The organism is Aquitalea sp. USM4, from assembly GCF_004328945.1.
GTDB classification, from domain to species: domain Bacteria; phylum Pseudomonadota; class Gammaproteobacteria; order Burkholderiales; family Chromobacteriaceae; genus Aquitalea; species Aquitalea pelogenes.
This window is the reverse complement of sequence record NZ_CP029539.1, coordinates 3,239,310-3,265,127: the sequence shown is the minus strand read 5'-3', so window position 1 is coordinate 3,265,127 and position 25,818 is coordinate 3,239,310. Positions and strand designations below refer to the sequence as shown.

At 59.7% G+C, this 25,818-nt stretch carries 27 protein-coding genes; 16 read left to right on the top strand and 11 right to left on the bottom strand.

All coding sequences use genetic code 11. The features are described 5' to 3' along the window. Nucleotides 1-24: 24 nt before the first annotated feature. The 4 genes from DKK66_RS15105 to DKK66_RS15090 all read left to right on the top strand — a co-directional run bounded on the left by DKK66_RS15105 (nucleotide 25) and on the right by DKK66_RS15090 (nucleotide 2,701). The gene (locus DKK66_RS15105; protein WP_045845093.1) at nucleotides 25-225 is read left to right on the top strand and encodes a zinc-finger domain-containing protein; all 201 of its coding nucleotides are present in this window, start codon (nucleotides 25-27) and stop codon (nucleotides 223-225) included. A 132-nt stretch (nucleotides 226-357) separates the two neighbouring features. Next, the gene (gene waaF / locus DKK66_RS15100) at nucleotides 358-1,410 is read left to right on the top strand and encodes a lipopolysaccharide heptosyltransferase II (protein WP_045845318.1); all 1,053 of its coding nucleotides are present in this window, start codon (nucleotides 358-360) and stop codon (nucleotides 1,408-1,410) included. Nucleotides 1,411-1,418: 8 nt separating this feature from the next. After that, on the top strand, nucleotides 1,419-2,009 hold the full coding sequence (locus tag DKK66_RS15095) for a TetR/AcrR family transcriptional regulator (RefSeq protein ID WP_045845094.1): 591 nt from the start codon (nucleotides 1,419-1,421) through the stop codon (nucleotides 2,007-2,009). A 95-nt stretch (nucleotides 2,010-2,104) separates the two neighbouring features. After that, nucleotides 2,105-2,701: a hypothetical protein gene (locus DKK66_RS15090; RefSeq protein ID WP_131359421.1), complete on the top strand. Its 597-nt coding sequence runs from the start codon at nucleotides 2,105-2,107 to the stop codon at nucleotides 2,699-2,701. Nucleotides 2,702-2,778: 77 nt separating this feature from the next. On the opposite strand, the gene DKK66_RS15085 is transcribed toward DKK66_RS15090, so the two are convergent. Further along, nucleotides 2,779-3,426 (bottom strand): tetratricopeptide repeat protein, encoded by a 648-nt coding sequence (locus DKK66_RS15085; protein WP_131359419.1) that lies wholly within the window; start codon nucleotides 3,424-3,426, stop codon nucleotides 2,779-2,781. 90 nt (nucleotides 3,427-3,516) lie between these two features. Next, nucleotides 3,517-3,708, bottom strand: coding sequence for a putative motility protein (locus DKK66_RS15080; protein WP_131359417.1), 192 nt, complete (start codon nucleotides 3,706-3,708; stop codon nucleotides 3,517-3,519). A gap of 118 nt (nucleotides 3,709-3,826) precedes the next feature. Between DKK66_RS15080 and trxB the strand changes: the two genes are divergently transcribed. The 5 genes from trxB to DKK66_RS15055 all read left to right on the top strand — a co-directional run bounded on the left by trxB (nucleotide 3,827) and on the right by DKK66_RS15055 (nucleotide 8,244). Beyond that, nucleotides 3,827-4,780, top strand: a complete 954-nt coding sequence (gene trxB, locus DKK66_RS15075; RefSeq protein ID WP_062789245.1) for a thioredoxin-disulfide reductase — start codon at nucleotides 3,827-3,829, stop codon at nucleotides 4,778-4,780. 25 nt (nucleotides 4,781-4,805) lie between these two features. Beyond that, the gene (locus DKK66_RS15070; protein ID WP_242673503.1) at nucleotides 4,806-5,417 is read left to right on the top strand and encodes a Smr/MutS family protein; all 612 of its coding nucleotides are present in this window, start codon (nucleotides 4,806-4,808) and stop codon (nucleotides 5,415-5,417) included. 82 nt (nucleotides 5,418-5,499) lie between these two features. Beyond that, the gene (locus DKK66_RS15065; RefSeq protein WP_062789246.1) at nucleotides 5,500-5,952 is read left to right on the top strand and encodes a peroxiredoxin; all 453 of its coding nucleotides are present in this window, start codon (nucleotides 5,500-5,502) and stop codon (nucleotides 5,950-5,952) included. Nucleotides 5,953-6,002: 50 nt separating this feature from the next. Continuing rightward, a complete protein-coding gene (locus tag DKK66_RS15060; protein WP_045845100.1) occupies nucleotides 6,003-7,406 on the top strand; it encodes a PhoH family protein in 1,404 nt (467 codons plus the stop codon). 4 nt (nucleotides 7,407-7,410) lie between these two features. Next, on the top strand, nucleotides 7,411-8,244 hold the full coding sequence (locus DKK66_RS15055; protein ID WP_131359413.1) for an alpha/beta hydrolase: 834 nt from the start codon (nucleotides 7,411-7,413) through the stop codon (nucleotides 8,242-8,244). 273 nt (nucleotides 8,245-8,517) lie between these two features. Here DKK66_RS15055 and DKK66_RS15050 read toward each other — a convergent pair whose 3' ends face one another. From DKK66_RS15050 to DKK66_RS15035, 4 genes are read right to left on the bottom strand one after another with little or no spacing between them, the layout of a single operon-like run. Beyond that, nucleotides 8,518-9,069 carry a cob(I)yrinic acid a,c-diamide adenosyltransferase gene (locus tag DKK66_RS15050; RefSeq protein ID WP_131359411.1) on the bottom strand — a complete coding sequence of 184 codons (552 nt, stop codon included), beginning with the start codon at nucleotides 9,067-9,069 and terminating at the stop codon, nucleotides 8,518-8,520. Continuing rightward, entirely contained in the window at nucleotides 9,069-11,528 is a 2,460-nt protein-coding gene (locus tag DKK66_RS15045) for a hypothetical protein (RefSeq protein WP_131359409.1), read from the bottom strand. The genes DKK66_RS15050 and DKK66_RS15045 overlap by 1 nt, the downstream gene beginning before the upstream one ends. Nucleotides 11,529-11,530: 2 nt before the next feature. Next, nucleotides 11,531-11,953, bottom strand: a complete 423-nt coding sequence (locus DKK66_RS15040) for a DNA polymerase III subunit chi (protein WP_045845104.1) — start codon at nucleotides 11,951-11,953, stop codon at nucleotides 11,531-11,533. Further along, on the bottom strand, nucleotides 11,940-13,505 hold the full coding sequence (locus tag DKK66_RS15035) for a leucyl aminopeptidase (RefSeq protein ID WP_045845105.1): 1,566 nt from the start codon (nucleotides 13,503-13,505) through the stop codon (nucleotides 11,940-11,942). The genes DKK66_RS15040 and DKK66_RS15035 overlap by 14 nt, the downstream gene beginning before the upstream one ends. 202 nt (nucleotides 13,506-13,707) lie before the next feature. Here DKK66_RS15035 and lptF point away from each other — a divergent pair, with 202 nt between their 5' ends. The 4 genes from lptF to DKK66_RS15015 all read left to right on the top strand — a co-directional run bounded on the left by lptF (nucleotide 13,708) and on the right by DKK66_RS15015 (nucleotide 19,010). Beyond that, nucleotides 13,708-14,808, top strand: a complete 1,101-nt coding sequence (gene lptF / locus DKK66_RS15030) for an LPS export ABC transporter permease LptF (RefSeq protein WP_045845106.1) — start codon at nucleotides 13,708-13,710, stop codon at nucleotides 14,806-14,808. Between the two features lie 6 nt (nucleotides 14,809-14,814). Next, entirely contained in the window at nucleotides 14,815-15,891 is a 1,077-nt protein-coding gene (lptG, locus tag DKK66_RS15025; RefSeq protein WP_045845107.1) for an LPS export ABC transporter permease LptG, read from the top strand. Nucleotide 15,892: 1 nt separating this feature from the next. Then, nucleotides 15,893-18,463 carry a [protein-PII] uridylyltransferase gene (locus DKK66_RS15020; protein ID WP_131359407.1) on the top strand — a complete coding sequence of 857 codons (2,571 nt, stop codon included), beginning with the start codon at nucleotides 15,893-15,895 and terminating at the stop codon, nucleotides 18,461-18,463. A gap of 91 nt (nucleotides 18,464-18,554) precedes the next feature. Next, nucleotides 18,555-19,010, top strand: coding sequence for a MaoC family dehydratase (locus DKK66_RS15015; protein ID WP_131359405.1), 456 nt, complete (start codon nucleotides 18,555-18,557; stop codon nucleotides 19,008-19,010). Nucleotides 19,011-19,063: 53 nt separating this feature from the next. Here DKK66_RS15015 and DKK66_RS15010 read toward each other — a convergent pair whose 3' ends face one another. The 3 genes from DKK66_RS15010 to DKK66_RS15000 form a co-directional block, all read right to left on the bottom strand. Beyond that, nucleotides 19,064-20,671, bottom strand: a complete 1,608-nt coding sequence (locus tag DKK66_RS15010; protein ID WP_131359403.1) for a PAS domain-containing methyl-accepting chemotaxis protein — start codon at nucleotides 20,669-20,671, stop codon at nucleotides 19,064-19,066. 174 nt (nucleotides 20,672-20,845) lie between these two features. Continuing rightward, a complete protein-coding gene (locus tag DKK66_RS15005) occupies nucleotides 20,846-21,796 on the bottom strand; it encodes a GMP reductase (protein ID WP_082086291.1) in 951 nt (316 codons plus the stop codon). A 183-nt stretch (nucleotides 21,797-21,979) separates the two neighbouring features. Beyond that, nucleotides 21,980-22,630: a ParA family protein gene (locus DKK66_RS15000; protein ID WP_045845111.1), complete on the bottom strand. Its 651-nt coding sequence runs from the start codon at nucleotides 22,628-22,630 to the stop codon at nucleotides 21,980-21,982. Between the two features lie 103 nt (nucleotides 22,631-22,733). Between DKK66_RS15000 and DKK66_RS14995 the strand changes: the two genes are divergently transcribed. Further along, complete coding sequence (locus tag DKK66_RS14995; protein WP_131359399.1) at nucleotides 22,734-23,393, top strand: HAD family phosphatase; 660 nt, start codon at nucleotides 22,734-22,736, stop codon at nucleotides 23,391-23,393. An 82-nt stretch (nucleotides 23,394-23,475) separates the two neighbouring features. On the opposite strand, the gene DKK66_RS14990 is transcribed toward DKK66_RS14995, so the two are convergent. Continuing rightward, a complete protein-coding gene (locus tag DKK66_RS14990) occupies nucleotides 23,476-24,405 on the bottom strand; it encodes an exopolyphosphatase (protein WP_131359397.1) in 930 nt (309 codons plus the stop codon). Between the two features lie 89 nt (nucleotides 24,406-24,494). Continuing rightward, nucleotides 24,495-25,085 carry a YigZ family protein gene (locus DKK66_RS14985; RefSeq protein ID WP_131359395.1) on the bottom strand — a complete coding sequence of 197 codons (591 nt, stop codon included), beginning with the start codon at nucleotides 25,083-25,085 and terminating at the stop codon, nucleotides 24,495-24,497. 95 nt (nucleotides 25,086-25,180) lie between these two features. On the opposite strand from DKK66_RS14985, the gene DKK66_RS20605 reads away from it, so the two are divergent. Continuing rightward, nucleotides 25,181-25,309, top strand: coding sequence for a hypothetical protein (locus tag DKK66_RS20605; RefSeq protein WP_255434146.1), 129 nt, complete (start codon nucleotides 25,181-25,183; stop codon nucleotides 25,307-25,309). A 67-nt stretch (nucleotides 25,310-25,376) separates the two neighbouring features. Beyond that, on the top strand, nucleotides 25,377-25,817 hold the full coding sequence (locus DKK66_RS14980; protein ID WP_062789259.1) for an NfeD family protein: 441 nt from the start codon (nucleotides 25,377-25,379) through the stop codon (nucleotides 25,815-25,817). The last annotated feature ends 1 nt before the right edge of the window (nucleotide 25,818 follow it).

Genomic DNA, 25,818 nt, shown 5'->3' with positions numbered 1-25,818 from the left:
CTGCCGGCCTGACAAGGAAAGACAATGGCTGAACTCAAAGAAAATACCCGTCGCGTCATCGAAGTCACCGCGAAGGACCTGCCCCTGCACTGCCCGATGCCGGACATGGTGGCATGGAATTCCCACCCACGCGTTTTCCTACCGGTACACAAAACCGGTGAAGCACTGTGCCCCTACTGTGGCACCCAGTACAAGCTGGTTGGCCCGGTCGGACACCACCACTAAGCCCAGGCTTGGCCGACGGCATGCGAAAGGTGCGGGCTTCCGCACCTTTTTCGCTTGCCCGCTCACCAAATCAACGCCAGCTTGCTGCCACCCAGCCCCCAGGCTGGCGCTGATTTGGAAGCGGAACCCTTCATGAAGAAAAAAATACTGGTCATCGGCCCCTCGTGGGTTGGCGACAGCGTCATGGCCCAGCCTCTTTACCAGCGGCTGCACCAGCGCCACCCTGGCCTGGAACTGCATGTATTTGCCCCGGCCTGGACTCTTCCCCTGCTAGCACGCATGCCGGAAGTAGCCAAAGCACACCTCAACCCTTTCGGCCACGGCGCACTGCGCTTGCGCGAACGCTGGGAAACCGCCCGCAAGCTCAAGGCCGAAGGCTTCGATCAGGCCATCGTGCTGCCCAACTCGATCAAATCGGCCCTGATTCCCTTCTTTGCCGGCATACCGCTACGCACCGGCTTTATTGGCGAATCACGCTACTGGATACTCAACGACACCCGCGAACTGGACGAGCAGGAACTGCCCATGATGGTGGAGCGCTTCTGCGCGCTGGCCGAGGAGCGCAACACCTCCTTGCCTCGCCCCATCGACCATCCGGCACTGGTCACCAATCCGCAAAGCCAGCTGGAAACTGCCCGTCGCCTTCAACTGGACACCAGCCGCCCGATTGTCGCCTTCTGCCCGGGTGCAGAATACGGCCCGGCCAAACGCTGGCCGGCCCGCCATTTTGCCGAACTGGCCAAGCGTTTTGCCGCTGCCGGCTTTGCCGTCTGGCTGTTCGGCTCGGGCAAGGACAAGGAAATCGGCGATGACATTGCCCGCCTGGCCGAGGGCACAGCCACCAATCTGTGCGGCAGCACCGGGCTGGAGGAAGCCATCGACCTGATGGGCCTGACCCAGCTTGCCGTCTGCAACGACTCCGGCCTGATGCACGTAGCGGCCGCCCTTGGCAAACCGCTGGTTGCGCTGTACGGCTCCTCCAGCCCGGACTTCACTCCCCCGCTGTCGGATCAGGCAGCGGTAGTCAGCCTCAATCTGGACTGCAGCCCCTGCTTCGAACGCAAGTGTCCCTACCAGCACACCAACTGTCTGGAACAACTGGGCCCGGACCTGGCATGGCAGGCTGCACAACGTTTTCTGCCCGAACTGGGCAAGACCACCATTCAATTGACCCGTAGTACATAGGCTGAACCATGAGCGCACAAGACAAGAACAATCAGCCCGAGGAAAACAGCCGCCGCATGGAACTGGTGCGGGCTGCTGCCAAACTGTTTCGCGACCAGGGCTACGAACGCACTACCGTGCGCGACCTGGGCAATGCGGTGGGCCTGCAATCGGGCAGCCTGTTTTATCACTTCCGTACCAAGGAAGAAATCCTGGTGGCCGTCATGGCGCTGGGCATCACCGCCACCACCGAGCAATTGAGCGAAGCGATTGCCCGCGCCCGCAGCCCGCGCGACAAGCTGTCCGCCCTGTTTCATGTTCATCTGAATTCGCTGCTGGGTGATAACCAGGCTGCTCTGGAAGTGATGCTGTACGAATGGCGCAGTGTCTCTGCCGCGGCAAAACCCGGCCTGATCGTGCTGCGCGACCGCTACGAGGCACTGTGGCAAGAAGTACTGGACGAAGCTGCTGCAGCCGGGCTGGTCAAGCAGGATACCCGCCTGCTGCGCCGCACCCTGCTGGGCAGCCTGCACTGGTCGGTGCAGTGGTACAAGTCCGAGGGCGAACTGAGTGTGGATGCACTGGCGGAACGCATGCTGGCATTGGTACTGTTGAAGTAATCACACACTTCCGGCCCGGCCTGGTGATTTATCAGCAAACCCTGGACAATTTGTTCTAAAATCACAGAGTTAGCCTATTCATCAGGAGTTGCGCCATGGACAGCATCTCTCGCCTGCAAAGCAGCAGTGCCAGCACCACGGCCAGCCTGTTGCAGCAGAGCCGCAACAGTCGCGCAGCCAGCACCAGCCAGGCCACGGAAGACAGCAGCAGTTCGGCATCCACCCGCAACGAAAGCACTACGCAACAGCTGCAAGCCAGCGGCAGCAGCCAGCAAGCGGTCGTCAGCACACCTTCCCGGCAAAGCCAGAACCGCTTCCAGATCGAACAGGCACTGGCCAGCCAGCTGACATCCAGCCAGGCCACCAGCGTCAGCACTGACAGCACGCGTACCGTGAATGCCAGCCGGGCCAGCAGTGAGTCGGACAGTACCGCCAGCAGCACCTCGGCAGCAGCCGTCAGCAACCGCAGCCGCCAAACCACGGCCAGCAGCAATCGCAACGGCGAGCGCAGCAGTAACGACGGCAATGCCACTGCGAGCAGCCAGTCCGCTCCGGTTCGCAATCAGGTACAGCAGACGCTGGAAAACCAGAAGAACAGCGGCCAGATTGCCGTCGCTCAGTATCAGAGCAACCAGTCCCTGCTGGAGAGCTCCACTCAGGCAAGCAGCCGCCGGGTCAGCGAACAGGCCTGAACTGTCCGCCAATTCGATTGATTCAAAAAAGAGTACAAGGGACCGTTCCCTTGTACTCTTTTTTAATTTCGGTTCGGCTATCTGACACCATGCTCTGCGGCCAGTGCCCTGGCTTTCAGCAAACCCGCCTGATCCCCCTGTTGTCCGGCAAGCGCATACCAGCGCACGGCCTCTCGCCAGTCTTCCTTCAGCCCCAGTCCATGCTCGTACTGGCTGGCCAGCAAATACTGCGCCCCTACATCGCCCTGCTCTGCCGCCGCCCGATACCAGCGCGCTGCACGGCCATAGTCCTGTGGCGCACCTCGGCCAAGGTAATACTGCGTGGCCACGCTCACCTGCGCATCCCGGTGCCCCTGCCTGGCTGCCGCCTCAAACAGGCGCGTCGCCTGTTTCAGGTCACGCGGCAAGCCATCGCCACTTTCATATACCTGGCCCAGCACAAACTGGGCTGAAGACAGCTGCGCGTCCACGGCCTTTTGCAGCCACTTCAAGGCCAGCTCGCGATTGCGCGGCACGCCCTCACCACGCCAGTACAGCATGGCCAGATCATATTGCGCCACCCTGTCACCTCGCTCGGCTCCCGCCTTGAACATGGCAAAAGCAGCGGCATAGTCTCCGGACTGATAACTGGACCATCCGGGCAATGGCGGCGGCGACCCAGCGACCGCAATGACCGGCAAGAGCAACGCGCACAGCAGCAGGGAATAATATTTTCCGGGATTCATATGCCACCTCCTGCTGATTGGTCGTGACGACAGTGCATTTCTTACAGGCGTAAAAAAAGCGGCATGCGCCGCTTTTCCAATCAGGCCTGCTCAGGCCCGTACATCAATGCTTTGTCCCAGATGGGCCGGATTCGATGCCTGGCTGATTTGCGTGCCGGTATCGCTGGCACCCTGCACCAGCGACAGTACCGACTGGCCTTCGGCCTGCAGTGATTTTTTCAGGGCGAACACCTGAGTGGCCGATGAAACATTCTGTCCGCTTACTTGACTTATTCCGTCCATGCCCCCACCTCCGCACTCATTACACGATTTAACAAGTCCAGTTTAGACCGCATGCGCCATTCTGTCATGGCAAAGCTGCTAAAATGACTGTTCAACGACCTAAAACAGGAACAACACGATGAGCAACACCCGTCACAGCCCCCTCCTGATCCTTGGTTCCGGTCCTGCTGGCTACACCGCCGCCGTTTACGCAGCACGTGCCAACCTCAAACCGGTGCTGATTACCGGCCTGGCACAAGGTGGCCAACTGATGACCACCACCGAAGTGGACAACTGGCCTGCCGATGCCAGCGGCGTGATGGGCCCGGAACTGATGCAGCGTTTCCAGCAACATGCCGAACGCTTTGGCACCGAAATGATCTTCGATCATATCCACACCACTCACCTGAATGAAAAGCCGATCCGCCTGGTTGGTGACGCAGGTGAATACACCTGCGACGCGCTCATCATTGCCACCGGTGCGTCTGCCAAATACCTGGGTCTGCCGTCCGAGCAGGCTTTTGCCGGCAAGGGCGTGTCCGCCTGCGCCACTTGCGATGGCTTCTTCTATCGCAATCAGGATGTTGCCGTGGTTGGTGGCGGCAATACCGCCGTGGAAGAGGCACTGTACCTGGCCAATATCGCCAAGCATGTCACGCTGATTCACCGTCGCGACAGCTTCCGTGCCGAAAAGATCATGATCGACAAGCTGATGTCGCGCGTGGCAGAAGGCAAGATCACCCTGAAGCTGAATGCCAACCTGGATGAAGTACTGGGCGACGACAGCGGCGTTACCGGTGCCCGCCTGAAATTCAATGACGGCAGCACCGAAGACATCAAGCTGATGGGTGTGTTCATCGCCATCGGCCACCAGCCCAATACCGACATTTTCAAGGGACAGCTGGAAATGGATGCTACCGGCTACCTGATCACCCGTGGCGGCCGCGAAGGCAATGCCACCCTGACCAGCGTGGATGGCGTGTTTGCCGCCGGTGACGTGCAGGACCACATCTACCGTCAAGCCGTGACCAGCGCAGCCTCCGGTTGCCAGGCAGCACTGGATGCAGAACGCTATCTGGACAGCCTGAAGTAATATCTTGAAGGCCTTCAAGGATACATTGAAGGAACTCCGCCGGCAGGGGCGTCTGCGTGACACCCCTGCCGCGCCGGTGTCTGTCCCTGCTCCGCCACCCGAACCTGATTTCAAGCAGCTGTTCGGCGATGTCAAACCGCTGAAATGCCAGCCGCGTCATATCCCTCAGCACAAGAAACCCAGCCCTCACCCGCGTCATCGCCACGGTCAGCACGCCCTGTCACACCAGGCCGAAATGGACATGTTGCGCCACATGACAGGCCTGTTCGAGCCGCAAGACAGCCTGGTGCAGTTCTCCCGCCCCGGCATGCCCAGCCAGACGCTCAAGCGTTTGCGCAATGGCCACTGGCCGGTTGCCTGCCAGCTGGATCTGCACGGCATGGACCGTTATCAGGCGCAGGATGCTCTGGCCCTGTTCCTGCACCGCGCGCGACACCGCGGGCCCTGCTTGCGCATCATCCACGGCAAGGGCTTTGGCTCCAATGGCCAGCCGGTACTGAAAAAGCTGGTGCGCACCTGGCTGAGTCACCATCCGGAAGTACTGGCTTTCTGCCAGGCCAATGAAACCATGGGTGGGGAAGGTGCGCTGCTGGTGCTGATACGACGTGGTCATCAGCCGGAAAGCGGTTCAGAATAAGGATGACAACAGTCAGAAATTTCCGCTAAGCTCAAAGCAAGGCGGTTGTATTCCCACCCACCACCACCGTCAGGAGTCTTGCATGTCAGGCACACCCTGCCCCGACTTCACCCTGCCCGGCACCGCCGGCACCACCTTTTCTCTTTCCGCTGCGCCCAAGCCGCTGGTGATCTACTTCTACCCCAAGGACAACACCCCGGGCTGCACCAACGAAACCATGGATTTCCGCGACTTGCACGCCCAGTTTGCCGCTGCCGGCGTCAGCATTGTCGGCATCTCGCGTGACAGCATCAAATCGCATGAAAACTTCAAGGCCAAGCTGGAATTGCCGTTTGAATTGCTGTCCGATGCGGAAGAAACCGTTTGTACCCTGTTTGACGTCATCAAAATGAAAAACATGTACGGCAAACAGGTAAGAGGCATCGAGCGCAGCACCTTTGTGATCGATGCCGCTGGCGTGATCGTGCGCGAATGGCGCAAAGTGAAAGTGCCCGGTCATGCTGCTGAAGTTCTTGCCTTTGTAAACACTCTCTAACGCAGTGCCCCGGTCTGCCGACCGGGCTCTGCATCGCCAAGGGGTCCATCATGGTAAGCCGTAAGAAAAGCAAAACCACCAAGCTGTTCGTTCTGGACACCAATGTATTGCTGCACGACCCTACCAGTTTGTACCGCTTCGAAGAGCATGATGTTTTCATCCCCATCATCACACTGGAGGAGCTGGACGCCCACAAGAGCGGCATGTCGGAAGTGGCGCGCAATGCCCGCCAGACCAGCCGCTTTCTGGACGATATTGTCAGCGGATGTGAAAACAAGATCGAAGCCGGCATCACGCTGAAAAATGCCAGTCGTGATGCCGCCACCGGCAAGCTGATCCTGCAAACCCAGGCCATTCACAGCGTACTGCCCGCCTCACTGCCCGTGGGCAAGGCTGATAACCAGATCCTCGGCATCGTGATGGCCCTCAAGGAGCTCTATCCCGAGCGCTCGGTCATCCTGGTCTCCAAGGACATCAACATGCGCATCAAGGCCCGCGCGCTGGGCCTGGATGCCGAAGACTACTTCAACGACAAAGTGCTGCAGGATTCCGACCTGCTGTATACCGGCACCCGTGAAATCGACGAAACATTCTGGGAGCGCAACGGCAAGGACATGAAGTCCTGGCAGGAACAAGGCCGCAGCTTTTACCAGGTCAAGGGGCAGGATGTTCCCAATCTGCTGATCAACCAGATGCTGTGGCAGGAAGGCCCGCAGCCTTTGCAGGCGCGTGTGGTGAAGGTGGAAGGCAAGAGTGCCGTCATCCAGACCCTGAAGGACTACAGCCACCACAAAAACAATGTGTGGGGCATTACAGCGCGCAACCGGGAACAGAACTTCGCGCTGAACCTGCTGATGGACCCAGAGGTGGACTTCATCACCCTGCTGGGCCAGGCCGGCACCGGCAAAACCCTGCTCACCCTCGCTGCCGGCCTTGCCATGACGCTGGAACAAAAGCTGTATTCGGAAATCATCATGACCCGCGTCACCGTGCCGGTAGGTGAAGACATCGGCTTTTTGCCGGGCACGGAAGAGGAAAAGATGGCCCCGTGGATGGGTGCGCTGGAAGACAACCTTGACGTGCTGAACAAGAGCGATGACGACGGCGGCGACTGGGGCCGTGCCGCCACCCGCGACCTGGTGCGCTCGCGCATCAAGGTAAAGTCGCTCAACTTCATGCGTGGCCGTACCTTCCTCAACAAATACCTGATCATCGATGAGGCGCAAAACCTGACGCCCAAGCAGATGAAGACACTGATCACTCGTGCAGGTCCGGGAACCAAGGTAGTCTGCCTGGGTAATATTTCGCAAATCGACACGCCCTACCTGACTGAAGGCAGTTCCGGCCTCACCTACGTGGTGGACCGCTTCAAGGGTTGGGAACATTCCGGCCATATCACCCTGCAACGCGGGGAACGTTCACGACTGGCAGACCATGCCGGAGAGGTACTCTGATTCAATGCAACCACGCCTCGAACTGATTCATGGGGCAGCAACAGGGACGGCGCGCCAGGCGCCGCCCCTTTTGTTTGTCCACGGCGCATTCTGTGCCGCATGGTGCTGGCAGGAAACCTTCCTGCCCTGGTTTGCCCGCCTGGGCTATGACTGCTGGGCGCTCAGCCTGGAAGGCCATGGCGACAGCGACGGGCGGCAGTATCTGGCCGCCATCAGCATAGACGACTATGTGCGCAACCTTGCATCCGCCATCAAACGCATCAAGCGTACGCCCATCGTGATCGGGCATTCGATGGGCGGCTTCGTGCTGCAGCAATACCTGATCCGTCATCGCCTGCCGGCTGCCGCTTTTCTGGCATCGGTCCCGCCTACCGGGCTGGCCAGCTCCAGCCTGCGTCTTTTGACCCAGGCACCCGGTTTGCTGCTGAACCTGAACCTGTATCAGCAAGGCAGCTACAACCCGGCCCAAAGCGAATTGCGCGACCTGCTGCTCTCTGCCGACGCACCGGACAGCACCACCGACTTGCTGGTACAACGCTGTCAACTGGAAAGCCAGCGGGCGGTGATGGACATGACCCTGGTCAACCCCCTCGGGATAGCGGCTATCCCGCCCTTACCCGCGCTGGTGCTGGGAGCAGCCGAGGACATGCTGATTTCGCCGCAGGATGTGGTGGCCACCGCCGAACGGCTGGATGTGAACGCGGAAATCCTGCCACACATGGGGCACATGATGATGCTGGATACCCGCTGGGAACGTACGGCAGAGCGTTTGCAACAATGGCTGGAGGACTTGCCTGCCGAAGTGCTTGCCAGCGCAGACAGCCACGTTGCTGCTTGATCGGGAAGCAAAAAAGCCGCTGGAATCCAGCGGCTTCAGGCTGCAGACAAAGTGATCTGGTGCGATTGCACTGGACCCGGCACAGCCGGGCCCTTCGATTTACTTATTGATTCCGCAGCCTTCCCTTCTATTCCCTATCCCCCCGCCCTTGCCCTGCTGGTCAAAGAAGGGAGCCTCGCGTTCCTTTCAGAAAGCGAGAAGGGGTTGTAAAAAATATAAAGCCGCTGGAGTCCAGCGGCTTACTTAATTGGCAATACCTGTCAGTGTTGATGATCAACCGTGTCGCTTGGGCTGCCAGAGTACGTCGGGCCGGCCCAGTGCCTTGTTGAGGTGCCGCGCCAGAATGAACAGGGCATCGGACAGGCGGTTGAGGTACTGACGTGCCGACTGTGAAATCTCCCCTTCCCTTGCCGCCGCCACCACGGCGCGCTCGGCACGTCGGCAGACGGAACGGGCCTGATGCGCAAGGCCCGCCGGTCGCGAACCACCGGGCAGGATGAATTCCTTGAGCATGGGCAGGTCCGCATTCATCTGTGCCACCCATTCTTCCAGCGCGGCCACATGCTCTGGCTTGAGCGCGGCATAACCCGGCACCGCCAGTTCGGAACCCAGATCAAACAGATCATGCTGCACCGTCGACAGACGGTCCACCACATCGGCTGGCAGGCTTTCGGCCAGCAATACCCCCAGTACCGAATTCAGTTCATCCACATCGCCCAGCGCCTGCACCCGCAAGCTGTCCTTGGCCACGCGGCTGCCATCACCAAGGCCGGTGCTGCCATCATCCCCGGTACGGGTGACAATACGTGAAAGCCGATGCCCCATCAGTCCTGCTCCTTGTTCGAGCCATGGTGGCCCTGCTGCTCGCGCCCGAGGGCCAGAATGGCCTGGCGCAGGCTCTCCTTCAATGTTTCACCAAACAACATGTCGTAGTCTTCCTTCAATTGCTGCATCACCCCGGACAGCATGTTCTTGGCCTGCAATTCCAGCGCATCCTGCAGCCACAGCGACAGCTCCACCTTCATGCGTGGCAGCAGCTTTTCATACATGGCATCCACCAGGGCACGCTCGTCCACCACGGCCACGGTCTCTTCCTTGCGGGCTGCCGGGTTCATCAGGGCCGCCGCTGCCGCCGCGGTGGTCACCGCGGCGACACTCAGTACCTCCACCGACTTGCCGGCTTCCGGTGCTGCCGTGCTGGCTGCGACTTCCGTCTGTGGCATGGCAGCAGCAAAACTGGCCCCGGTCAGCGTTTCCAGCGAGGCTGGCGGCATTGGCTCCGGGCTATTGTCCGGCAAGGGAGCCGTGACATGGTCAAGTGGCTCGGCCACGGATGGATCAACCGGTTCGGCATCCCTCAGCACCGGCAGTTCCAGCTCGACCTCCGGCACTTCAGTGGCGGGCAATGTCTCGGCACTGGCTGCTTGCGGCGCGGCTTCGCGTTCGCTGGCAAAGGGCGACTCGGCAAACAGGCCTTGTACCGTGGTGCTGATACCTGTGGCTGGCGGCGCAACTTCCATTGCGTTGACAGAGGGCACGTGGCTGGCCGCCGCAGACGGCAAGTCCGCCTCCTCGTCCAATACCGGCAATACTGGCGAAGACATCACTGCCGCGCTGGCTGCGACAGGCTGCAAGGCATCAGCCTCATTCGGCAAGCTAAGCTCGGTTTCATTCTCGCGATCGACATCACCCAAACCCGGCCAGCTTTCCTCCTCATCCAGCACGGGCAGGTCCTGCGTCAGCAATACCGGCGCATCCTGTCCTGACTCTGCATCATGCTCAGGCACTGCATGCACGACAACTTCAGGCTCGTCTGGCAGCAACTCGGTTTCACTGTCGCGATCGACATCACCCAGCCCTGGCCAGCTTTCCTCTTCATCCAGCAGCGGCAGGTGCTGCGTTGTCAATTCGGGCGATTGAACCGCTACGGCTACCGGAGCCAGGTCATCCAGACCGGCATCCTGCAGCAAGGCAGATGGGGCCTGAATATCGTTATCGTCCTGCAAACCAGCACTGACATCGTGGGCCATGGAATCATCACCCAGCCCTGGCCAATCCTGGTCGATCAGCGTAGCGGGCTGCATGGTGGGCAAGGTCGCCATGGCTTCCATCAACTCCGCTTCGCTCAGCGATGTAAATGACTTCTGCTCACGCACTGCTTCGGTCTGCGGGTACTGGTTCAGGGCATCCTGCTGTGCCAGGGTTTGCTCAGCTGCGCGCAATACTTCATCCAGCGATGCGGGTGTGGCATCCACCAGCGCCTGCGCACGGGCCAGCAACTCACTGGCTGAAGGGGTTTCCTCTTCCAGCCGCCCGATACCCCCGCCCAGCACGCCAGCGGGCAGGCTATCCAGGGAAATGGACAGCCCGGCTGGCAGGATTGGAGCCTGATCAGGCTGCACCGGGGGCTGCGCATCAACCACCTGCACATGCGGTGCTGCTTCCGCTGGGGCTACTGACTCGCCGGGTGCCGTGGCAAAGTCAGGCGGAGCGGCCACAACCGGGGCCGCTTGTTCCGCCATGCTGTTCCAGTCGATATCCAGTTCGTCCGACAGATCGGGAATCTGTAGTTCTTCCTCCACCTCGGGCAGAGCTTGAACAGACACTGCCTCAGGTGCACTCACGGCGGATGGAGCTGGTGTGGCTACTGGCTGGACAGGCAGATTCTCATCCAGCGCATCAGTCAGCGCCGGAATCTCCAGTGCGTCCTCCACCACCGGCAGCGGCTGAACCACCACAGCCTCAGGTGCATGCATGGCTGTCGGCATAGTCGCAACTGCTGGAGGGGCGGACGCAGTCGCATTCAGCTGGGCGGGCTTGTCGGCAGGTAATTCCGGCACCGCCTCATCCAGCACAAACTCGAAGCCATCCACCGCCATCAAGGGTGCTTCGGGCCTGGGTAAGTTTTGCGCAGCAGGCGGGGCCGCCAGGGACTGCGGGTCGCTGCCCTGCAATACCTGGCCCAGGTCCAGCTCGTCCGCCGCTTCGCTCAGGTCCAGCGAAGGCAGGCCGGACAGATCCAGCGCCGGGCTGTCACTGACTGGCGGCGCTGCCACCTCCAGGTCTTCCAGTGTCAGCTCGGGAATATCCAGTTCTGCCACGCCTTCTGCCGGAGCAGACAGGGCACTGTGTGCGGCATCCAATTCGCTGGAAAAGTCAAAATCCGGCACATCCAGCACTTCGTCGGCCAGGACGGGAATGGCGGTTTCATCCACCACCTCGTCCAGCACGGGCAGGTCCAGCTCGTCCCAGGAGGGCAGATCAGGCGTTGGCGACTGGTTCATGGTCACTTGTGGCTCATGTCATGATGTTGAATGGCGTAACCGCGAGCGCGATAGGACTTGAAGCGGTGGCGCGCAGTGGCCAGCGCCTGCTCATCGGTACCGACGATTTCCAGGATACGGGAAAACTGCGCTGGCTCGACCGGCAATTCCGGCCCCAGGTTCAACAATACCGGGTGCTGCAAACCGGCCGGCAGACTGGCGGTCAGCCAGATCGGCGTTTCGGCCGCTTCGGGAGAATCCATCCGGCAATGGGCGATGAACTGGGTATCACCCATGCACCAAAGCCGGTTACTGAAGGTATCCAGCGCCCGCTCGTCTTCCAGCCAGACCAGCAGGCGCTCTCGCTTGCGGAATACCGTTGCGGCCAGCTTGCAGGCAAATTCCTGCGGCTGGGCCACATTGGTATAGAAATCAATCCGCGTCATCTTCTACGATTTCAGGCGATTCACGACGCGGGCGGCCACGGCGCACGACATTACCGAGGGCGATGTCGGCACGGTCTTGCAGGAACTGTACCAGCAAGGGTACCGGGCGACCGGTTGCGCCCTTGTCCTTGCCACTCTTCCACGCGGTGCCGGCGATATCCAGATGTGCCCAGTCATAAGCCTTGGCAAAGCGCGACAGGAAGCAGGCGGCGGTGATGCTGCCACCCGGACGCCCGCCGATATTGGCCATGTCGGCAAACGGGCTCTTGAGCTGTTCCTGGTATTCATCCCACAAAGGCATGTGCCAGGCACGGTCGGCTACTTCCTCGCCAGCCGCCAGCAGTTCACGCGCCAGGCTGTCCTGATTGCTGTACAGGCCGGTGGCGATATGGCCCAGCGCAATCACGCAGGCACCGGTCAAGGTGGCAACGTCAATCACGGTTTGCGGATTGAAGCGCTCGGCAAAGGTCAGCGCATCACACAGGATCAGGCGGCCTTCTGCGTCGGTATTGAGCACTTCGATGGTCTGGCCGGACAGGCTGGTGATGATGTCACCGGGCTTGACGGCATTGCCGGCCGGCATGTTTTCGCAAGCCGGAACAATCGTCACCAGATTGATCGGCAGCTTCATTTCCACCGCCGCGCGGAAGGCACCCAGTACCGAGGCTGCGCCGCACATATCGTATTTCATCTCGTCCATGCCTTCACCGGGCTTGAGCGAGATACCGCCGGAGTCAAAGGTGATGCCCTTGCCAACCAGCGCCAGCGGGCGATCGTTCTTGTCCTTGGCACCCTGGTATTGCAGCACGATGAGCTTGGGCTCCACCACGCTGCCACGGGCAACCGACAGGAAGGAATGCAGACCCAGCTCTTCCAGCTGGCTTTGGCCGTAGATTTCCACCTGGGTGCCGAATTCTGCGGCAATGCGCTCGGCTTCTTCTGCCAGGTAAGCAGGCGTGCAGACATTGGGCGGCAGGTTGCCCAGGTCCTTGGCCAGTTTCATGCCATTGCCAATGGCCAGCCCGCGCAGCAGGCCTTTTTCGCCATCAGCCAGGTCACTGCGGCGCGGCACGGCCAGCGTGAGCTTGCGCGGCTCGCGTGCGCTGTCGTCCTGCTTGCTCTTGAAGCGGTCGAAGCGATAGAGCACGTCCAGCGTCACCACGGTGGCTTGCTCGATCATCCATTCGACATCGTGTTTTTTCACGGTCAGTTCGGTGAGGTAGCTCACCGCTTCCGTGGCGGAAGTCTGCGTCAGGCTGCGTACCGAGCTGCGCACGGCCTCGCGGTATTCCTTGGCGCGGAAGTCGCGTTCCTTGCCCAGACCCACCAGCATCACACGGTCGCACAGGGTATGCGGCACGGAATGCAGGATCAGCGTGCTGCCCAGCTTGCCTTCCATGTCACCGCGACGAATGACGTCGCTGATGAAACCGTTGGAGATGCGATCGAGCAAGTCGGCAGCAAAGGTGAGCTTGCGCGATTCATAGACGCCCACGATCACGCAGGCAACGCGCTGCTTTTCCGGGCTGCCGCTTTTTATGTTAAATTCCATCTTGTACTCCCATGAAATGCGAGTGTCAGTTGCTCCACTTCCTGCAGGCTGCCAGCGATGTCTGGCTTACCTAAAGGCCCTGCCTGTAGCAGGCAAAGACAGAAGCTGCGTCCATCCCGAAATTTGCCGAAACCGGCGTTTCAGAGTTATCAAATCAAATTATCACTACGCTAGTCATAAAAAGTCAAAAAGGCACTGATAAATGGTTTTTCGTAAAAGCCTGACCCGAGAATTGACTTTTACCGCCCTGGGCGTATTTGTCGTCCTGCTGGCCATCATTCTCTCGACCCAGGCCATCAACCTGCTTGGCCGTGCGGCCGAGGGGCAAATCGCCAACGAAGCCGTCACTGCGCTGATCGGCTTCTGGGCACTGGGTCTGTTCCCCCTGCTGATGATTCTTACCGTTTTCGTCACCGTACTGGTGGTGATGACCCGTATCTGGCGCGACCATGAAATGGCCGTCTGGCTGTCATCCGGCCTGTCCTTGCGTGACTGGGTGTGGCCGGTGATGCGTTTTACCATCCCGCTGGCCTTGCTGGTGGGCATTGTGTCGCTGTTCATCGCGCCCTGGGCGGAAGAGCGCAGCCAGGTGTATGCGGAAATCCTCAAGCGCCGGGAAGAAATCAGCGCCATCGCGCCGGGCGTGTTCAAGGAAACCGGCTCGGGCAGCAAGGTGTATTTCATTGAAAGCTATGGTGGCGACCATGGCGCAGCCACGCGCATCTTCATGCAGGACTTGAGCGAGGGCAAAGTGTCCAGCATTTTTGCCAAGCGCGGCTACATTTCGGTGAATGAAGACAACGAACGCGTACTGGTGCTGGAAGACGGCCGCCGCTACGTGGGTGAACCGGGCAAGTCCGACTACGAGGTGGGCAGTTTCCAGCGTTACAGCGTGTTGATTGGCACCAACCAGAAGCTGGCCGCCCCGCCCAACAACCGTCAGGCGCAAAGTACCGGCAGCCTGATCGGCAGCAGCGACCCGGCCTTGCGCTCGGAACTGGTATGGCGCCTGTCCATGCCGCTGAGCTGTCTGGTGCTGGCCTTGCTGGCCATTCCGCTCTCTTATTACAACCCGCGCAGCGGCCATGCCTACAATCTGGTGGTGGCCTTGCTGGCATTCTTCCTGTACCAGAACAGCCTGACGCTGGTACGTAACTGGATTACCCAGGGCAAGGTGGGCATGGCCAGCATCCTGATCGTTCACGTGATCGTGCTGATCCTGGCCGTGCTGTTGCTCAAATATCGCGACCGTCCGGCCAATACCGTGCGTCAGACCCTGAAATACTTCCTGAACAAGCCCTGAAGCCAGATGAAACTGATTTATCGCTACATCATCAGCGCACTGACCCAGTCCACGCTGTTTACCCTGGCAGCCTTGCTGGGTCTGTATGGCTTCTTCGACATCATTCACGAAGTGCCTGACCTGAACCATGGCAATTACTCCATCGGCAAGATGCTGGGCTATATCGCGCTGCAAGCGCCTGGCCACGCCTACGAACTGATGCCGCTGGCGGTGCTGATTGGCGGCATGGTGGCCATGACCCAGCTGGCCAGCTCCAGTGAATACACCGTCATCCGCACCTGTGGCATCACCCTGGGCCAGATTGCCCGCACGCTGCTGCTGTTCGGGCTGGGCTTTGCCGTTCTCACCACCGCACTGGGCGAGTTCATCAGTCCCTATGCGCTGCAGCAGGCCGAACGCATGAAGCTGTCGGCCATGCGTTCGATGGTGGCGCAGGAATTCCGCTCCGGCATCTGGGTGAAGGACAACAACAACTTCATCAATGTGCACGAAATGCTGCCGGACACCACCTTGCTTGGCGTGCGCATTTATACCTATGACGACAACTACCAGCTGGTGACCACCCGCTATGCCGAGCGAGGCAGCTACCAGCGCAACGCCCATGTATGGCAGTTGAGCAATGTGGTGGAAACCCGCCTGTTCCCGGACCATGTGGAAAGCAAGACCGTGGCCCTGGCGCAATGGGCGTCCATCATCGAACCGGACATCCTGAACGTGCTGCTGGTGGTACCGGAACAGATGTCGGCACTCAACCTGATCAAGTACATCGAACACCTGAGCGCCAACAAGCAGCAAACCCAGCGTTATGATATTGCGCTGTGGAGCAAGCTGTTCTACCCGCTGGCCTGTGTCTCGATGGCCCTGGTGGCACTGGCCTTCACCCCGCAGCAACGTCGCCATGGCCAGCTGGGTGTGCGACTGTTTTCCGGCATTTGTCTGGGCGTGGGTTTCCATTTCATCAACCGCCTGTTCGGGCATCTGGGCTTGCTGTACAGCTGGAACCCGGTGATTTCCGCCACGGTGCCCACCTTGCTGTTTCTGTTTGCCGGCATCGCCATCATCCTGAAGCAGGAAAGACGCTGACATGGAACCTCTCTCCGCCGAGCTGACCCAGGCACTGCGCAAGCAACTAGCCCAGGAACGGACTGCCCTGCTGGAGCAGTACCGGTCCCATCGCGACCCGCAACGCTACCTGAGCCAGCACAGCCAGCTGGTGGACCGTGTGCTGCAACAGTTGTGGCAGCATGCCGGGCTGGGAGAACAGGCCAGCATGATTGCCGTCGGCGGTTATGGCCGTGGCCAGCTGTTTCCCAGTTCCGATATCGATGTGCTGGTATTGCTGCCCGCCGTCAGCCCGGCAGAACTGCCCGAGCAGGTAGCCGCGCTGATCGGCCACATGTGGGACATCGGTCTGGAGGTGGGGCACAGCGTACGCACGGCGGAGGAATGCCTGCAAGAAGCGGCCGCAGACATCACCATTGAAACCAATTTACTGGAAAACCGGCTGATTGCCGGGGCTGCCACGCCCTATCAGCAGCTGATTCAGCGCCTGGACTGTCAGCGCGACCCGCTGGCCTTCTTCGAAGGCAAGACGCTGGAACAGCAGCAGCGCCACAACCGCCACTTTGGCGTGACCAACAACCTGGAACCCAATATCAAGGAAAGTCCGGGCGGCCTACGCGACCTGCACACCATCTTGTGGATCAGCAAGGCCATTGGTCTTGGTGAAAACTGGAGCGACCTGGTACAGCGCGGCATCCTGACCCAGGCTGAAGCACGGCTGATTCACCACAGCGACCGCCAGTTGCAACGCCTGCGCATCGATCTTCACATCCTGGCGCGACGCCGCGAAGACCGGCTGATTTTCGATCTGCAGCAAAGCATGGGCCTGGCCTTCGGCCTGCAGGACACCCCGGCCAAGCGCGCCAGCGAGCAAGTGATGCAGCTGTATTTCCGTGCTGCCAAGACCGTCAGCCAGCTCAATGGCATTTTGCTGCCCAATCTGCGTGCCCGCCTCTATTCGCAAGTACCACGCATCACGCAAAACCTGAACGAACGCTTTTATTCGGTCAACGGCATGCTGGGCATCCGCCGGCCCGATGTATTTGAAAAAGAGCCTTCGGCCATTCTGGAGGCTTTTTTCATGCTGCAACGCAATCCGGAACTCACCGGTTTTGCGCCACGCATGCTGCGTGCCCTGTGGCATGCGCGCAGCCACATCAACGACCGTTTCCGCAAGAACCCGGAAAACCGCCGCCTGTTCATGCAGATGCTGCGCGAACCTGGCCTCACCCGCTGCCTGCGCCGCATGAATCTGTACGGCGTGCTGGGGCGTTATCTGCCCGGCTTTGGCCGTATTGTCGGCCAGATGCAGCATGACCTGTTCCACGTGTATACCGTGGACGAACACATCCTGATGGTGGTGCGCAATCTGCGCCGCTTCGCCATCAGCGCCTTCAATCACGAATACCCCTTCCTGTCGCGGCTGATCAATGATTTCGAACGACCGGAAGTGCTGTACGTCGCCGGCCTGTTTCATGACATTGCCAAGGGGCGTGGCGGAGACCACTCCACGCTGGGCATGGTGGATGCGCGCGAGTTCTGCGAGCAGCACGAACTGTCCGCCGAGGACACCGAGCTGGTGGTATGGCTGGTAGGCCAGCACCTGACCATGTCCAGCATTGCGCAGAAGCAGGACATTTACGACCCGGACGTGATCCAGCGTTTTGCCGAACTGACGCAAACCCCGCGCCGCCTGGCGGCGCTATACCTGCTGTCGGTAGCCGATATCCGCGGCACCAGCCCCAAGGTGTGGAATGCCTGGAAGGCCAAGCTGCTGGAAGACCTGTACAACGCCACCCTGCGCGTGCTGCTGCGTGGCGGCGAGGTGGACCTGAACTCGGAACTGGAAGAGCGCAAAACCCAGGCGCTCAGCCTGCTGCGCCTTTATGCGGTTCCGGCCGGCGTGGAGCAAAAGCTGTGGTCGCAGCTGGACATGGTGTACTTCCTGCGCCACGAGGCCAAGGAAATTGCCTGGCATGCACGTATCCTCAACCGTTTCGTCAATATTGAAACGCCGATGGTGCGCGCCCGTCTGTCGGACGATCACGAAGGCATCCAGGTACTGGTCTACACCCCGGACAAGCCGGAACTGTTTGCCCGCACCTGCGCATTTTTTGGCCGCACCAACTACAGCATTGCCGATGCCAAGGTGTACACCACGCGTCACGGCTACGCGCTGGATACCTTCCATGTCTTTATCCCCGAGCATCACGACGGGGATTACCGCGACATGATCAACTTCATCGAATTCGAACTGGCCGAATGCCTGCGGCTGGAAACACCGCCGCCGCCCCCGGCCAACGGTCGCATCAGCCGTCACCTGAAGCACTTCCCGATTGCGCCGCAGGTGCTGATTCGCCCGGACGACAAGGACAACTTCTACGTGCTGTCCATTGTGGCTGGCGACCGTCCCGGACTGCTGGCACGCATTGCCAAGGTGCTGGCGGACTACCGGCTGAGCGTGCAGTCCGCCAAGATCATGACTCTGGGCAGCCGCGCGGAAGACTCCTTCCTGGTGAGCGGACCCGGCCTGAAAGACGACAAGACGGTACTGGCACTGGAAAGCGAGCTGATTGCCGCCTTGCGCATCTGAGTTGGCAGCAGCCACCCGGCCCGTTAACTGTTTTTGACCGTCAGGGAACAAGCACGTATGCTGAGCCATTAACTTACGTTAACGTCACATCATGCTCTACTTCGAAGACCTGACACCGGGCCGCCGGTTCGAAACTGCCAGCCATACGCTGACCCAGGACGAAATCATCAGCTTTGCCCGCCAGTTCGACCCGCAGCCGTTTCATACCGACCCGGAAGCCGCCAAAACCAGTGTGTTTGACGGACTGGCTGCCTCCGGCTGGCATACCAGCAGCCTTACCATGCGCCTGATTACCGCCAGCGAGCTGAAAAACGTGGCCAATGGCTTGATCGGCATGGGAATCAAGGACATGCGCTGGCCACAGCCCACCCGTGTGGGTGACACCTTGCGCGCAACCATCGAAGTGCTGGCGCAAAAAGCCTCTGGTAGCAAACCGGGATTCGGCGTGGTGCAATTGCGCTGGACCACGCTGAACCAGCATGACGAGATTGCCATGCAGCTGGAAACCTCCATCTGGGTTGCCCGCCGCCCGACTGAACAAGCATGAAAAAAGCCTGCCCCGTCACACGGCGGCAGGCGTTTGTAACGCACATCACATACTTAGCGCTTGTGCCACTTGCTGAAGTTATCGGTCAGTTGCGCCAGATCGACCGAAGTTTCCGCCAGATGACTGGCACTTTCACCAATGGAATGAGTGGTATTGAGGTCTTGTTCCGACAAGGCATTCAACTGCTCCAGTGCAGCGGCCATCACATTGATGGAGTCGGACTTGCTGCCCATTTCCTGCGCCAGTTGCGCTGCCTGACGGCTGGATTGCTCGGCTGCTTCAATCAGGCCCTGCAGATTGCCGGATGACAGGCGGATCTGGCCATTCACCTCGCCCACCTCCTCCACCGTGGCATCCATGCTGCTGACCGCGCTATGGGTGATCTTGCCGATTTCCTCGACAATGCCGCCAATCGAATCAGTGGTATTGGTAGTGCGCTCGGCCAGCTTGCGCACTTCATCGGCCACCACGGCAAAGCCACGGCCCATTTCACCGGCACGGGCAGCTTCGATGGCTGCATTCAGTGCCAGCAGATTGGTCTGATCGGCAATTTCACGGATCAGCGCCGTCATGCTGCGAATCCGTGTCATCGCCTCGTCCAGTTCCACCATGGCAGTGCGTGACTGCGATACCACCGAAACAGCCCGCTCAGCAGCTGTGGTGGCGGCATCCATGGTCTGCCGTCCCTCGCGTGCCACGCGCTGGGTATGCTGTGAATCCTGCTGGTTATGCTCGGCCAGTTGCACCACGTCCTGAATGGCCACGCTGAGCGATTCCATATTGTGACTGATCTGGTTCAGCCCTTCGCGCTGCTCCACCGAGCGCGAAGCCAGCGCGTGCATGTCATCCAGCAAACCGTGCGCCTGCTGTTTGGTGTATTGGCTGGCGCGCATCACATCGGCAATGGTGGCACGATAGTGAATGCGCAGCGCCTCCATTGAAGAGAGCACCTTGCCTGCCAGGCCGCCTTCACGGGCCTCGACCGCCTGATCCAGCCGGCCTTCCTGCAAATCCTGAAAACGTTGATCCAGCACGCCCAGCACCGCGCGCAAGCGCACCCAGGCCCATACCCCTGCACCCAGGGCCAGCAGGCATCCGGCAATGCCCGTCATTTCGCGGATGGCACTGATGGAGTCCGGCAGGAAGAAAGACACAATAGCCAGCAACAAACCGACCAGCGAGAACACCGGTGCCAGCTTGAAGACATCCGGCTGGCGCGCATAGCGTTGCAGCGTGGACGGCAGAGTAGCCTTCTTGTCCTGTACCTGACGATACAGGGCGGCGGCGGCGTCGACATCCTGCCGGCTCGGGCGCGAGCGCACCGACATGTAACCCACGATACGGCCATGTTCGGTGATGGGGGTGACATAGGCCTCCACCCAGTAGAAATCGCCATTCTTGGCACGGTTTTTCACAATGCCGCGCCAGGGCTTGCCTGCCTTTACCGTGTCCCACAGGTCGGCAAATGCGGATGGCGGCATGTCCGGGTGGCGCACGATATTGTGGTTTTTACCCAGCAGCTCGTCTTCGGTAAAACCGCTGATGTCGATGAATGCCCGGTTGGCGTAGGTGATGCTGCCTTTTACATCGGTCTTGGTGACGATGGGATTGACAGGATCGACCATCAGTTCGTTGGTGGTAACCGGCAGATTGATCTTCATTTGATGAGCGTTCTTTTGATAGTTTTAATTATTTGTAAGATTCTGTTGAATCCAACCATTCTAACAACAAAGTCATCCTTCAGAATATGCAAGCCACCACTATTTACCAATCCATTTGCACATGAAAAAGCCCGCAAAATGCGGGCTGTTGCAATGAATGTTCTCTCCCGGTTCTCAGCGATAAACCTGAATCATCTGGACATCTCGCAAGGCTGACAGATCGCGGCCGCCGGCATAGCTGACCGACGACTGAAGATCCTCTTTCAGTTCACGCAGCAGTTTGCCAATGCTGCCCTTGTACTCCACCAGAATCTTCTTGCCTTCCACATTGACATAGGCACCCTTGTTGAACTGCGAGGCGCTGCCAAAGTATTCCTTGTAATGCTTGCCGTTGATTTCGACAATCTCTCCCGCCGATTCGTCATAGCCGGCAAACAGCGAACCGGCCATGATCATGCTGGCGCCGCAGGCCAGGGCCTTGGCCATGTCGCCATGCTCCACAATGCCGCCATCGGCAATCACCGGTACGCTGACAGCTGCTGCACAGTCACGCACGGTGGAAACCATCGGGCGGTGAAAACCGGTCTTGTTCTTGGTGATGCAGACCCGACCACCAGCAATACCCGCCTTGATGGCATCGCAGCCCCAGCTTTCCAGGTCGCGGGCGGCGTCGGCCGTGGCAATATTGCCGCCAATCAGGAAGCTGCCTGGGAAAGTGTCCTTGATATGCTTGATCATGCGCTCGGCCTTGACGCACCAGGCATTGGCCACATCCAGGGTGATGTATTCCGGCGTCAGGCCAGCGGCTTTCAGTTCTGCCAGCTGTTGCAGGGTGTCTTCGTTGACACCGGCGCTGATGGAGGCAAACAGGCCCTTCTCCTGCATGGCCGCGGTAAAACGGCAGGCATCCACATTGAAGCGGTGCATGGTGTAGAACCAGCCCAGCCGGGCAAAAGCCTCGCAGGTTTCTTCGTCCACCACCGATTTCATGTTGGAGGGGTAGATGGGCATGTCAAAACGGCGCGGCCCGAATTGAACCGAGGTATCGCATTCCTTGCGGCTGTCGACGATGGTTTTTCTCGGGACGAGGTACACGTCGCCATAGTTCAGTTCGGTATTCATCATGCAAGTATTCCCTTCAGGCTGTAGACGATAAAAATGCAGGGGCCCCAATAAAAAGCGGGAGCCACATGGGCTCCCGCTTACGGATTCTCCTGCGCCGCCGTTCTGTTGGCTCGCACGCAATTACCGGCTGACTCTACGCCGGAAATATCTTCACGTCAAGAAATAAATGCTTCACGTGAAGATTTATTTATCAAACCAGCAGGATTCATCCTGCTCACCCAGCCAGCTCAGGATGGGCTGCCAGGCTTCGCGGTCTTTTCTGGTACGCGACTCAGGCAGATCGAACAAGGTCATGCCCGATGCGGCCGCCTGAACGTATAACTGGGTGTCACGCAACCAGCTGAGCACCGGCACATCATGTTCGGCCAGAAAGCGTTCCAGCTCTTTTGCCGAGCGGGTGCGCGGGTCGACCCGCATGCCCACTACGGCCATGAACACCTTGTTCTTGCGTACCGCTTTTTCCGCCAGCAATTGTTCGAAAAACTCGCCACTGGCCCACATATCGAAAGGGGAAGGTTGAATCGGAATCAGGATGCGTTCGACCCGGGACACCAGCGCCGCCATTTTCTTGCCATGCAGACCGGCACCACTGTCCAGGATGACCACCTCGGTGCCCTTGGGCGGCTTGGCCGGGGCGCCTGCTGCTACTTCCCAGCCCTGAATGCGCGGCAGGCTGTCAGCGCGTTGCTGCAACCAGCGCAAGGAAGATTGCTGGCGATCCACGTCGCCCAGCATGACATTGCGGCCGGAACTGGCAAAGTAACCAGCCAGGTTGGTGGCTAGAGTGGACTTGCCGCTCCCGCCCTTGGGATTCGCTACCAGCACAGACTGCACACAGACCCCCGATTGCTTGGTGATGAACCACTATACCAGAGTCATTACCCTTGCAGGCAGCTGCCTGCCGCATTAGGCTGACACGCCGGAGGAAAGCAAACCAATGAAACCAAGCATGCAAGCCATCCTGTTCGACATGGACGGGCTGATGATCGACACCGAAAGCATCAGCGGCCAATCCTGGCTGCGCGCCGCAGCCGAGGTGGGCGTGGAGATTCCCGAAGCGGTGATCCTGGGCATGGTGGGCCTGTCGGTCACCAAAAGCCTGGACTATGTGGCCCAGCACTTTCAGGACCGCACGCTGGCAGAAACACTCAGCCAGCATTGCCGTCATCACTATCGCGAACTGCTGACCCATGGCGAGCTCAAGCTCAAGAGCGGCATCATCGAGGTGCTGGACTGGGTGGAAAGCCGGGAGCTGCCGCGCGCCGTGGCCACCTCCACCCAGCGCCAGATGTGTGACCTGAAACTGCGTCGCAGCGGGCTTGGCCCTTATTTCCACCACACTGTCGCCGGCGATGAAGTAGCCAACACCAAACCGGCGCCCGATGTCTACCTGGCTGCGGCAAGCAGACTGCAGATCGATCCGCAGCATTGCGTGGTGCTGGAGGATTCGCTCACCGGCATGCAAGCCGGGCTGGCCGCCGGCATGCGGGTGATCCTGGTGCCGGATATGGTGAAACCGCAAGCCCACCAGACCACGGGAGCACTGGCGGTATGTGACGACCTGCACCAGGCACTTGAACTGCTAAAGACACTGTAAGACCAGCCCCGCCAGCAGCCAGTCGCAGCAAAAACAAGGCCGCCTGAGTGGCGGCCTTGTTTCTTGTACCGTGCCCGGCGTATCAACCCTGTGCGCGGATACGCGAAATCAGCTCGTCGCGAATATCTTCGTATTGATCCACGCTGACCTGGCACGTCCCGGCGGCTTCATGGCCACCACCGCCGTATTGCAACATCAGCGCGCCGACATTGGTACGGCAGCTGCGGTCGATGATGGATTTGCCGGTAGCAAACACGATGTTCTGCTTGTTCAGGCCCCACATCATGTGGATGGAAATATTGCATTCCGGGTACATGGCGTACACCAGGAAGCGGTTGGCCGGGTAAATGGTTTCCTCCAGCAACAGGTTCAGCAGCACCAGGTTGCCATGCACCTTGGCACAACGGGCGATCTGTTCGCGCGCCTGGTCCTGATACTGCATGTACAGGTCCACCCGCTCCTTCACATCCGGCAAGGCCAGGATTTCCTCGATGCTGTGGTCGCGGCAATAGCCGATCAAATCCATCATCAGCTGATAGTTGCTGACGGTGAAATTACGGAAGCGGCCAAGACCGGTTCGCGCATCCATCAGGTAATTGAGCAGCACCCAGCCGGTGGGGTTGAGGATTTCTTCGCGGGAGAACTGGGCAGAGTCGGCCTTGTCCACCGCCGCCATCATTTCGTCACTGATGCGCGGAAAGGCCTGCTTGCCACCAAAATGGTCGTACACCACGCGGGCTGCGGAAGGCGCGGCCGGGTCGATGATGTGATTGGCATGCTGCTCGTTGCGCAGGGTTTCGGAAAAATGGTGGTCGAACGCCAGATACGCACCCGGCACATACGGCAGGTTGGTGGTGATGTCCCGCTCGGTGATTTCAATCTTGCCATCCTGCATGTCCTTGGGATGGACAAACTTGATGTCATTCACCATACCCAGCTCATTCAACAGCACGGCACACACCAGGCCGTCAAAATCACTGCGCGTCACCAGACGGTATTGCTGCTGCGACATGTCATTCTCCCCGCTTGGCCAGACAAGCCGGCCTGAATACTGTGATGGACCGCTACACCGGAAATGCAAATACCACTCCGGCAGCGAGATTAATTTTCGTGCGTCATGAAATATACCTCACCGGCCAACAGGTCGTGCAAGCGCATTTGCAGGCTGGTGCACTGGTTTTGAGGCAGGCTGAGGCTCAGCTCCACCTGTTCACCATAGTCGGCAGACAGCACGGCAATCTGCAAGGCTTCACAATGCCGGCGAAAGCGTGCCTCGTCCGCAAAGGCAATACGGGCGCGGCATTGGCTCATCACCACCACCGGCACTGCTTGCGACAGCAACAGCGCTTCGTTCAGGGCCTGGGTATATGCCCGCACCAGGCCACCGGCACCCAGCTTGACACCACCAAAATAGCGCACCACCACGGCCAGCACATTATGCAATTGCTTGTGCATCAGTACGTTATACATGGGACGGGCCGCCGTACCGGAAGGCTCGCCATCGTCATCCAGCATGGAGTCGCCATCCACCAACAGTACTGCACAGTAATGACGGGCATCGGGATAGCGGGCGCGCAGTGCATCGAGATGCTGCATGGCTTCTTCACGCCGGGAAACCGGGTACACAAAGGCAAGAAAGCGGCTTTTTTTGATTTCGATTTCTGCAGCAACAGGGGCTGCCAGTTGAAACATTTATACCTGTCCTGAAGTCTTAGTCATTAGCGCATGGTAGCGTGCTTTCCCGCCAGCGTGCGCCATTAACCGTTCAACCCTCCGGAAGTCATGCGATGAACCTGCTACTGATCTGCCTGACCCTGCTGCTGGAAGCCTGCTGGCTGGCACTGGAAAAGTACTGGCTTGATCCAGCGCAAGCTGTCGCTTTGCGCGCTACCCTCCCTGACCCGGACCACCGCTGAAAGCAGTTGTCTTGGACCCGTTTCGGCATGAGAATGCCTAATCTTTCGTCATGAAAGCAGGCTAACCTTGACTCCTACCCTGTGGCTGATCGGCGCATTGCTGGCGCTGATGGCCGAATTCATGTCCGGCACGTTCTACTTGCTGGTCATCGCGGTGGCGCTGGCCGCCGGTGGCGTTGCCAGCCTGCTGGGCGGCAGTGAGGCATTGTGCTGGACACTGGCCAGCCTGGGCGGCATTGCCGGTGTGGTGGCGGTAAGCCGCTGGCGCAAACGACAGCCACCTGCTGCGCTGCCAGGCAAGGCAGCCCCGGACGACCCGGACATCGGCCAGCTAGTGCGCGTAATCAGCCGGATCGACAAGCAAAACCTGCGTGTGCATTATCGCGGTACCGAATGGCAGGCCCGTGCACAGGATGCCAGCGCGCTGGCACCGGGTGACAGCGCCGCCATCGCCGGGCGCGACGGCAATGTACTGCTCCTTACCACCCCACAACAAGAAAGCCGATAAT

Coding starts and splice junctions, on each gene's coding strand:
- DKK66_RS15105 (WP_045845093.1), top strand. CDS start 25: ATGGCTGAACTCAAAGAAAATACCCGTCGCGTCATCGAAGTCACCGCG.
- waaF (WP_045845318.1), top strand. CDS start 358: ATGAAGAAAAAAATACTGGTCATCGGCCCCTCGTGGGTTGGCGACAGC.
- DKK66_RS15095 (WP_045845094.1), top strand. CDS start 1,419: ATGAGCGCACAAGACAAGAACAATCAGCCCGAGGAAAACAGCCGCCGC.
- DKK66_RS15090 (WP_131359421.1), top strand. CDS start 2,105: ATGGACAGCATCTCTCGCCTGCAAAGCAGCAGTGCCAGCACCACGGCC.
- DKK66_RS15085 (WP_131359419.1), bottom strand. CDS start 3,426: ATGAATCCCGGAAAATATTATTCCCTGCTGCTGTGCGCGTTGCTCTTG.
- DKK66_RS15080 (WP_131359417.1), bottom strand. CDS start 3,708: ATGGACGGAATAAGTCAAGTAAGCGGACAGAATGTTTCATCGGCCACT.
- trxB (WP_062789245.1), top strand. CDS start 3,827: ATGAGCAACACCCGTCACAGCCCCCTCCTGATCCTTGGTTCCGGTCCT.
- DKK66_RS15065 (WP_062789246.1), top strand. CDS start 5,500: ATGTCAGGCACACCCTGCCCCGACTTCACCCTGCCCGGCACCGCCGGC.
- DKK66_RS15060 (WP_045845100.1), top strand. CDS start 6,003: ATGGTAAGCCGTAAGAAAAGCAAAACCACCAAGCTGTTCGTTCTGGAC.
- DKK66_RS15055 (WP_131359413.1), top strand. CDS start 7,411: ATGCAACCACGCCTCGAACTGATTCATGGGGCAGCAACAGGGACGGCG.
- DKK66_RS15050 (WP_131359411.1), bottom strand. CDS start 9,069: ATGGGGCATCGGCTTTCACGTATTGTCACCCGTACCGGGGATGATGGC.
- DKK66_RS15045 (WP_131359409.1), bottom strand. CDS start 11,528: ATGAACCAGTCGCCAACGCCTGATCTGCCCTCCTGGGACGAGCTGGAC.
- DKK66_RS15040 (WP_045845104.1), bottom strand. CDS start 11,953: ATGACGCGGATTGATTTCTATACCAATGTGGCCCAGCCGCAGGAATTT.
- DKK66_RS15035 (WP_045845105.1), bottom strand. CDS start 13,505: ATGGAATTTAACATAAAAAGCGGCAGCCCGGAAAAGCAGCGCGTTGCC.
- lptF (WP_045845106.1), top strand. CDS start 13,708: ATGGTTTTTCGTAAAAGCCTGACCCGAGAATTGACTTTTACCGCCCTG.
- lptG (WP_045845107.1), top strand. CDS start 14,815: ATGAAACTGATTTATCGCTACATCATCAGCGCACTGACCCAGTCCACG.
- DKK66_RS15020 (WP_131359407.1), top strand. CDS start 15,893: ATGGAACCTCTCTCCGCCGAGCTGACCCAGGCACTGCGCAAGCAACTA.
- DKK66_RS15015 (WP_131359405.1), top strand. CDS start 18,555: ATGCTCTACTTCGAAGACCTGACACCGGGCCGCCGGTTCGAAACTGCC.
- DKK66_RS15010 (WP_131359403.1), bottom strand. CDS start 20,671: ATGAAGATCAATCTGCCGGTTACCACCAACGAACTGATGGTCGATCCT.
- DKK66_RS15005 (WP_082086291.1), bottom strand. CDS start 21,796: ATGATGAATACCGAACTGAACTATGGCGACGTGTACCTCGTCCCGAGA.
- DKK66_RS14995 (WP_131359399.1), top strand. CDS start 22,734: ATGAAACCAAGCATGCAAGCCATCCTGTTCGACATGGACGGGCTGATG.
- DKK66_RS14990 (WP_131359397.1), bottom strand. CDS start 24,405: ATGTCGCAGCAGCAATACCGTCTGGTGACGCGCAGTGATTTTGACGGC.
- DKK66_RS14985 (WP_131359395.1), bottom strand. CDS start 25,085: ATGTTTCAACTGGCAGCCCCTGTTGCTGCAGAAATCGAAATCAAAAAA.
- DKK66_RS20605 (WP_255434146.1), top strand. CDS start 25,181: ATGAACCTGCTACTGATCTGCCTGACCCTGCTGCTGGAAGCCTGCTGG.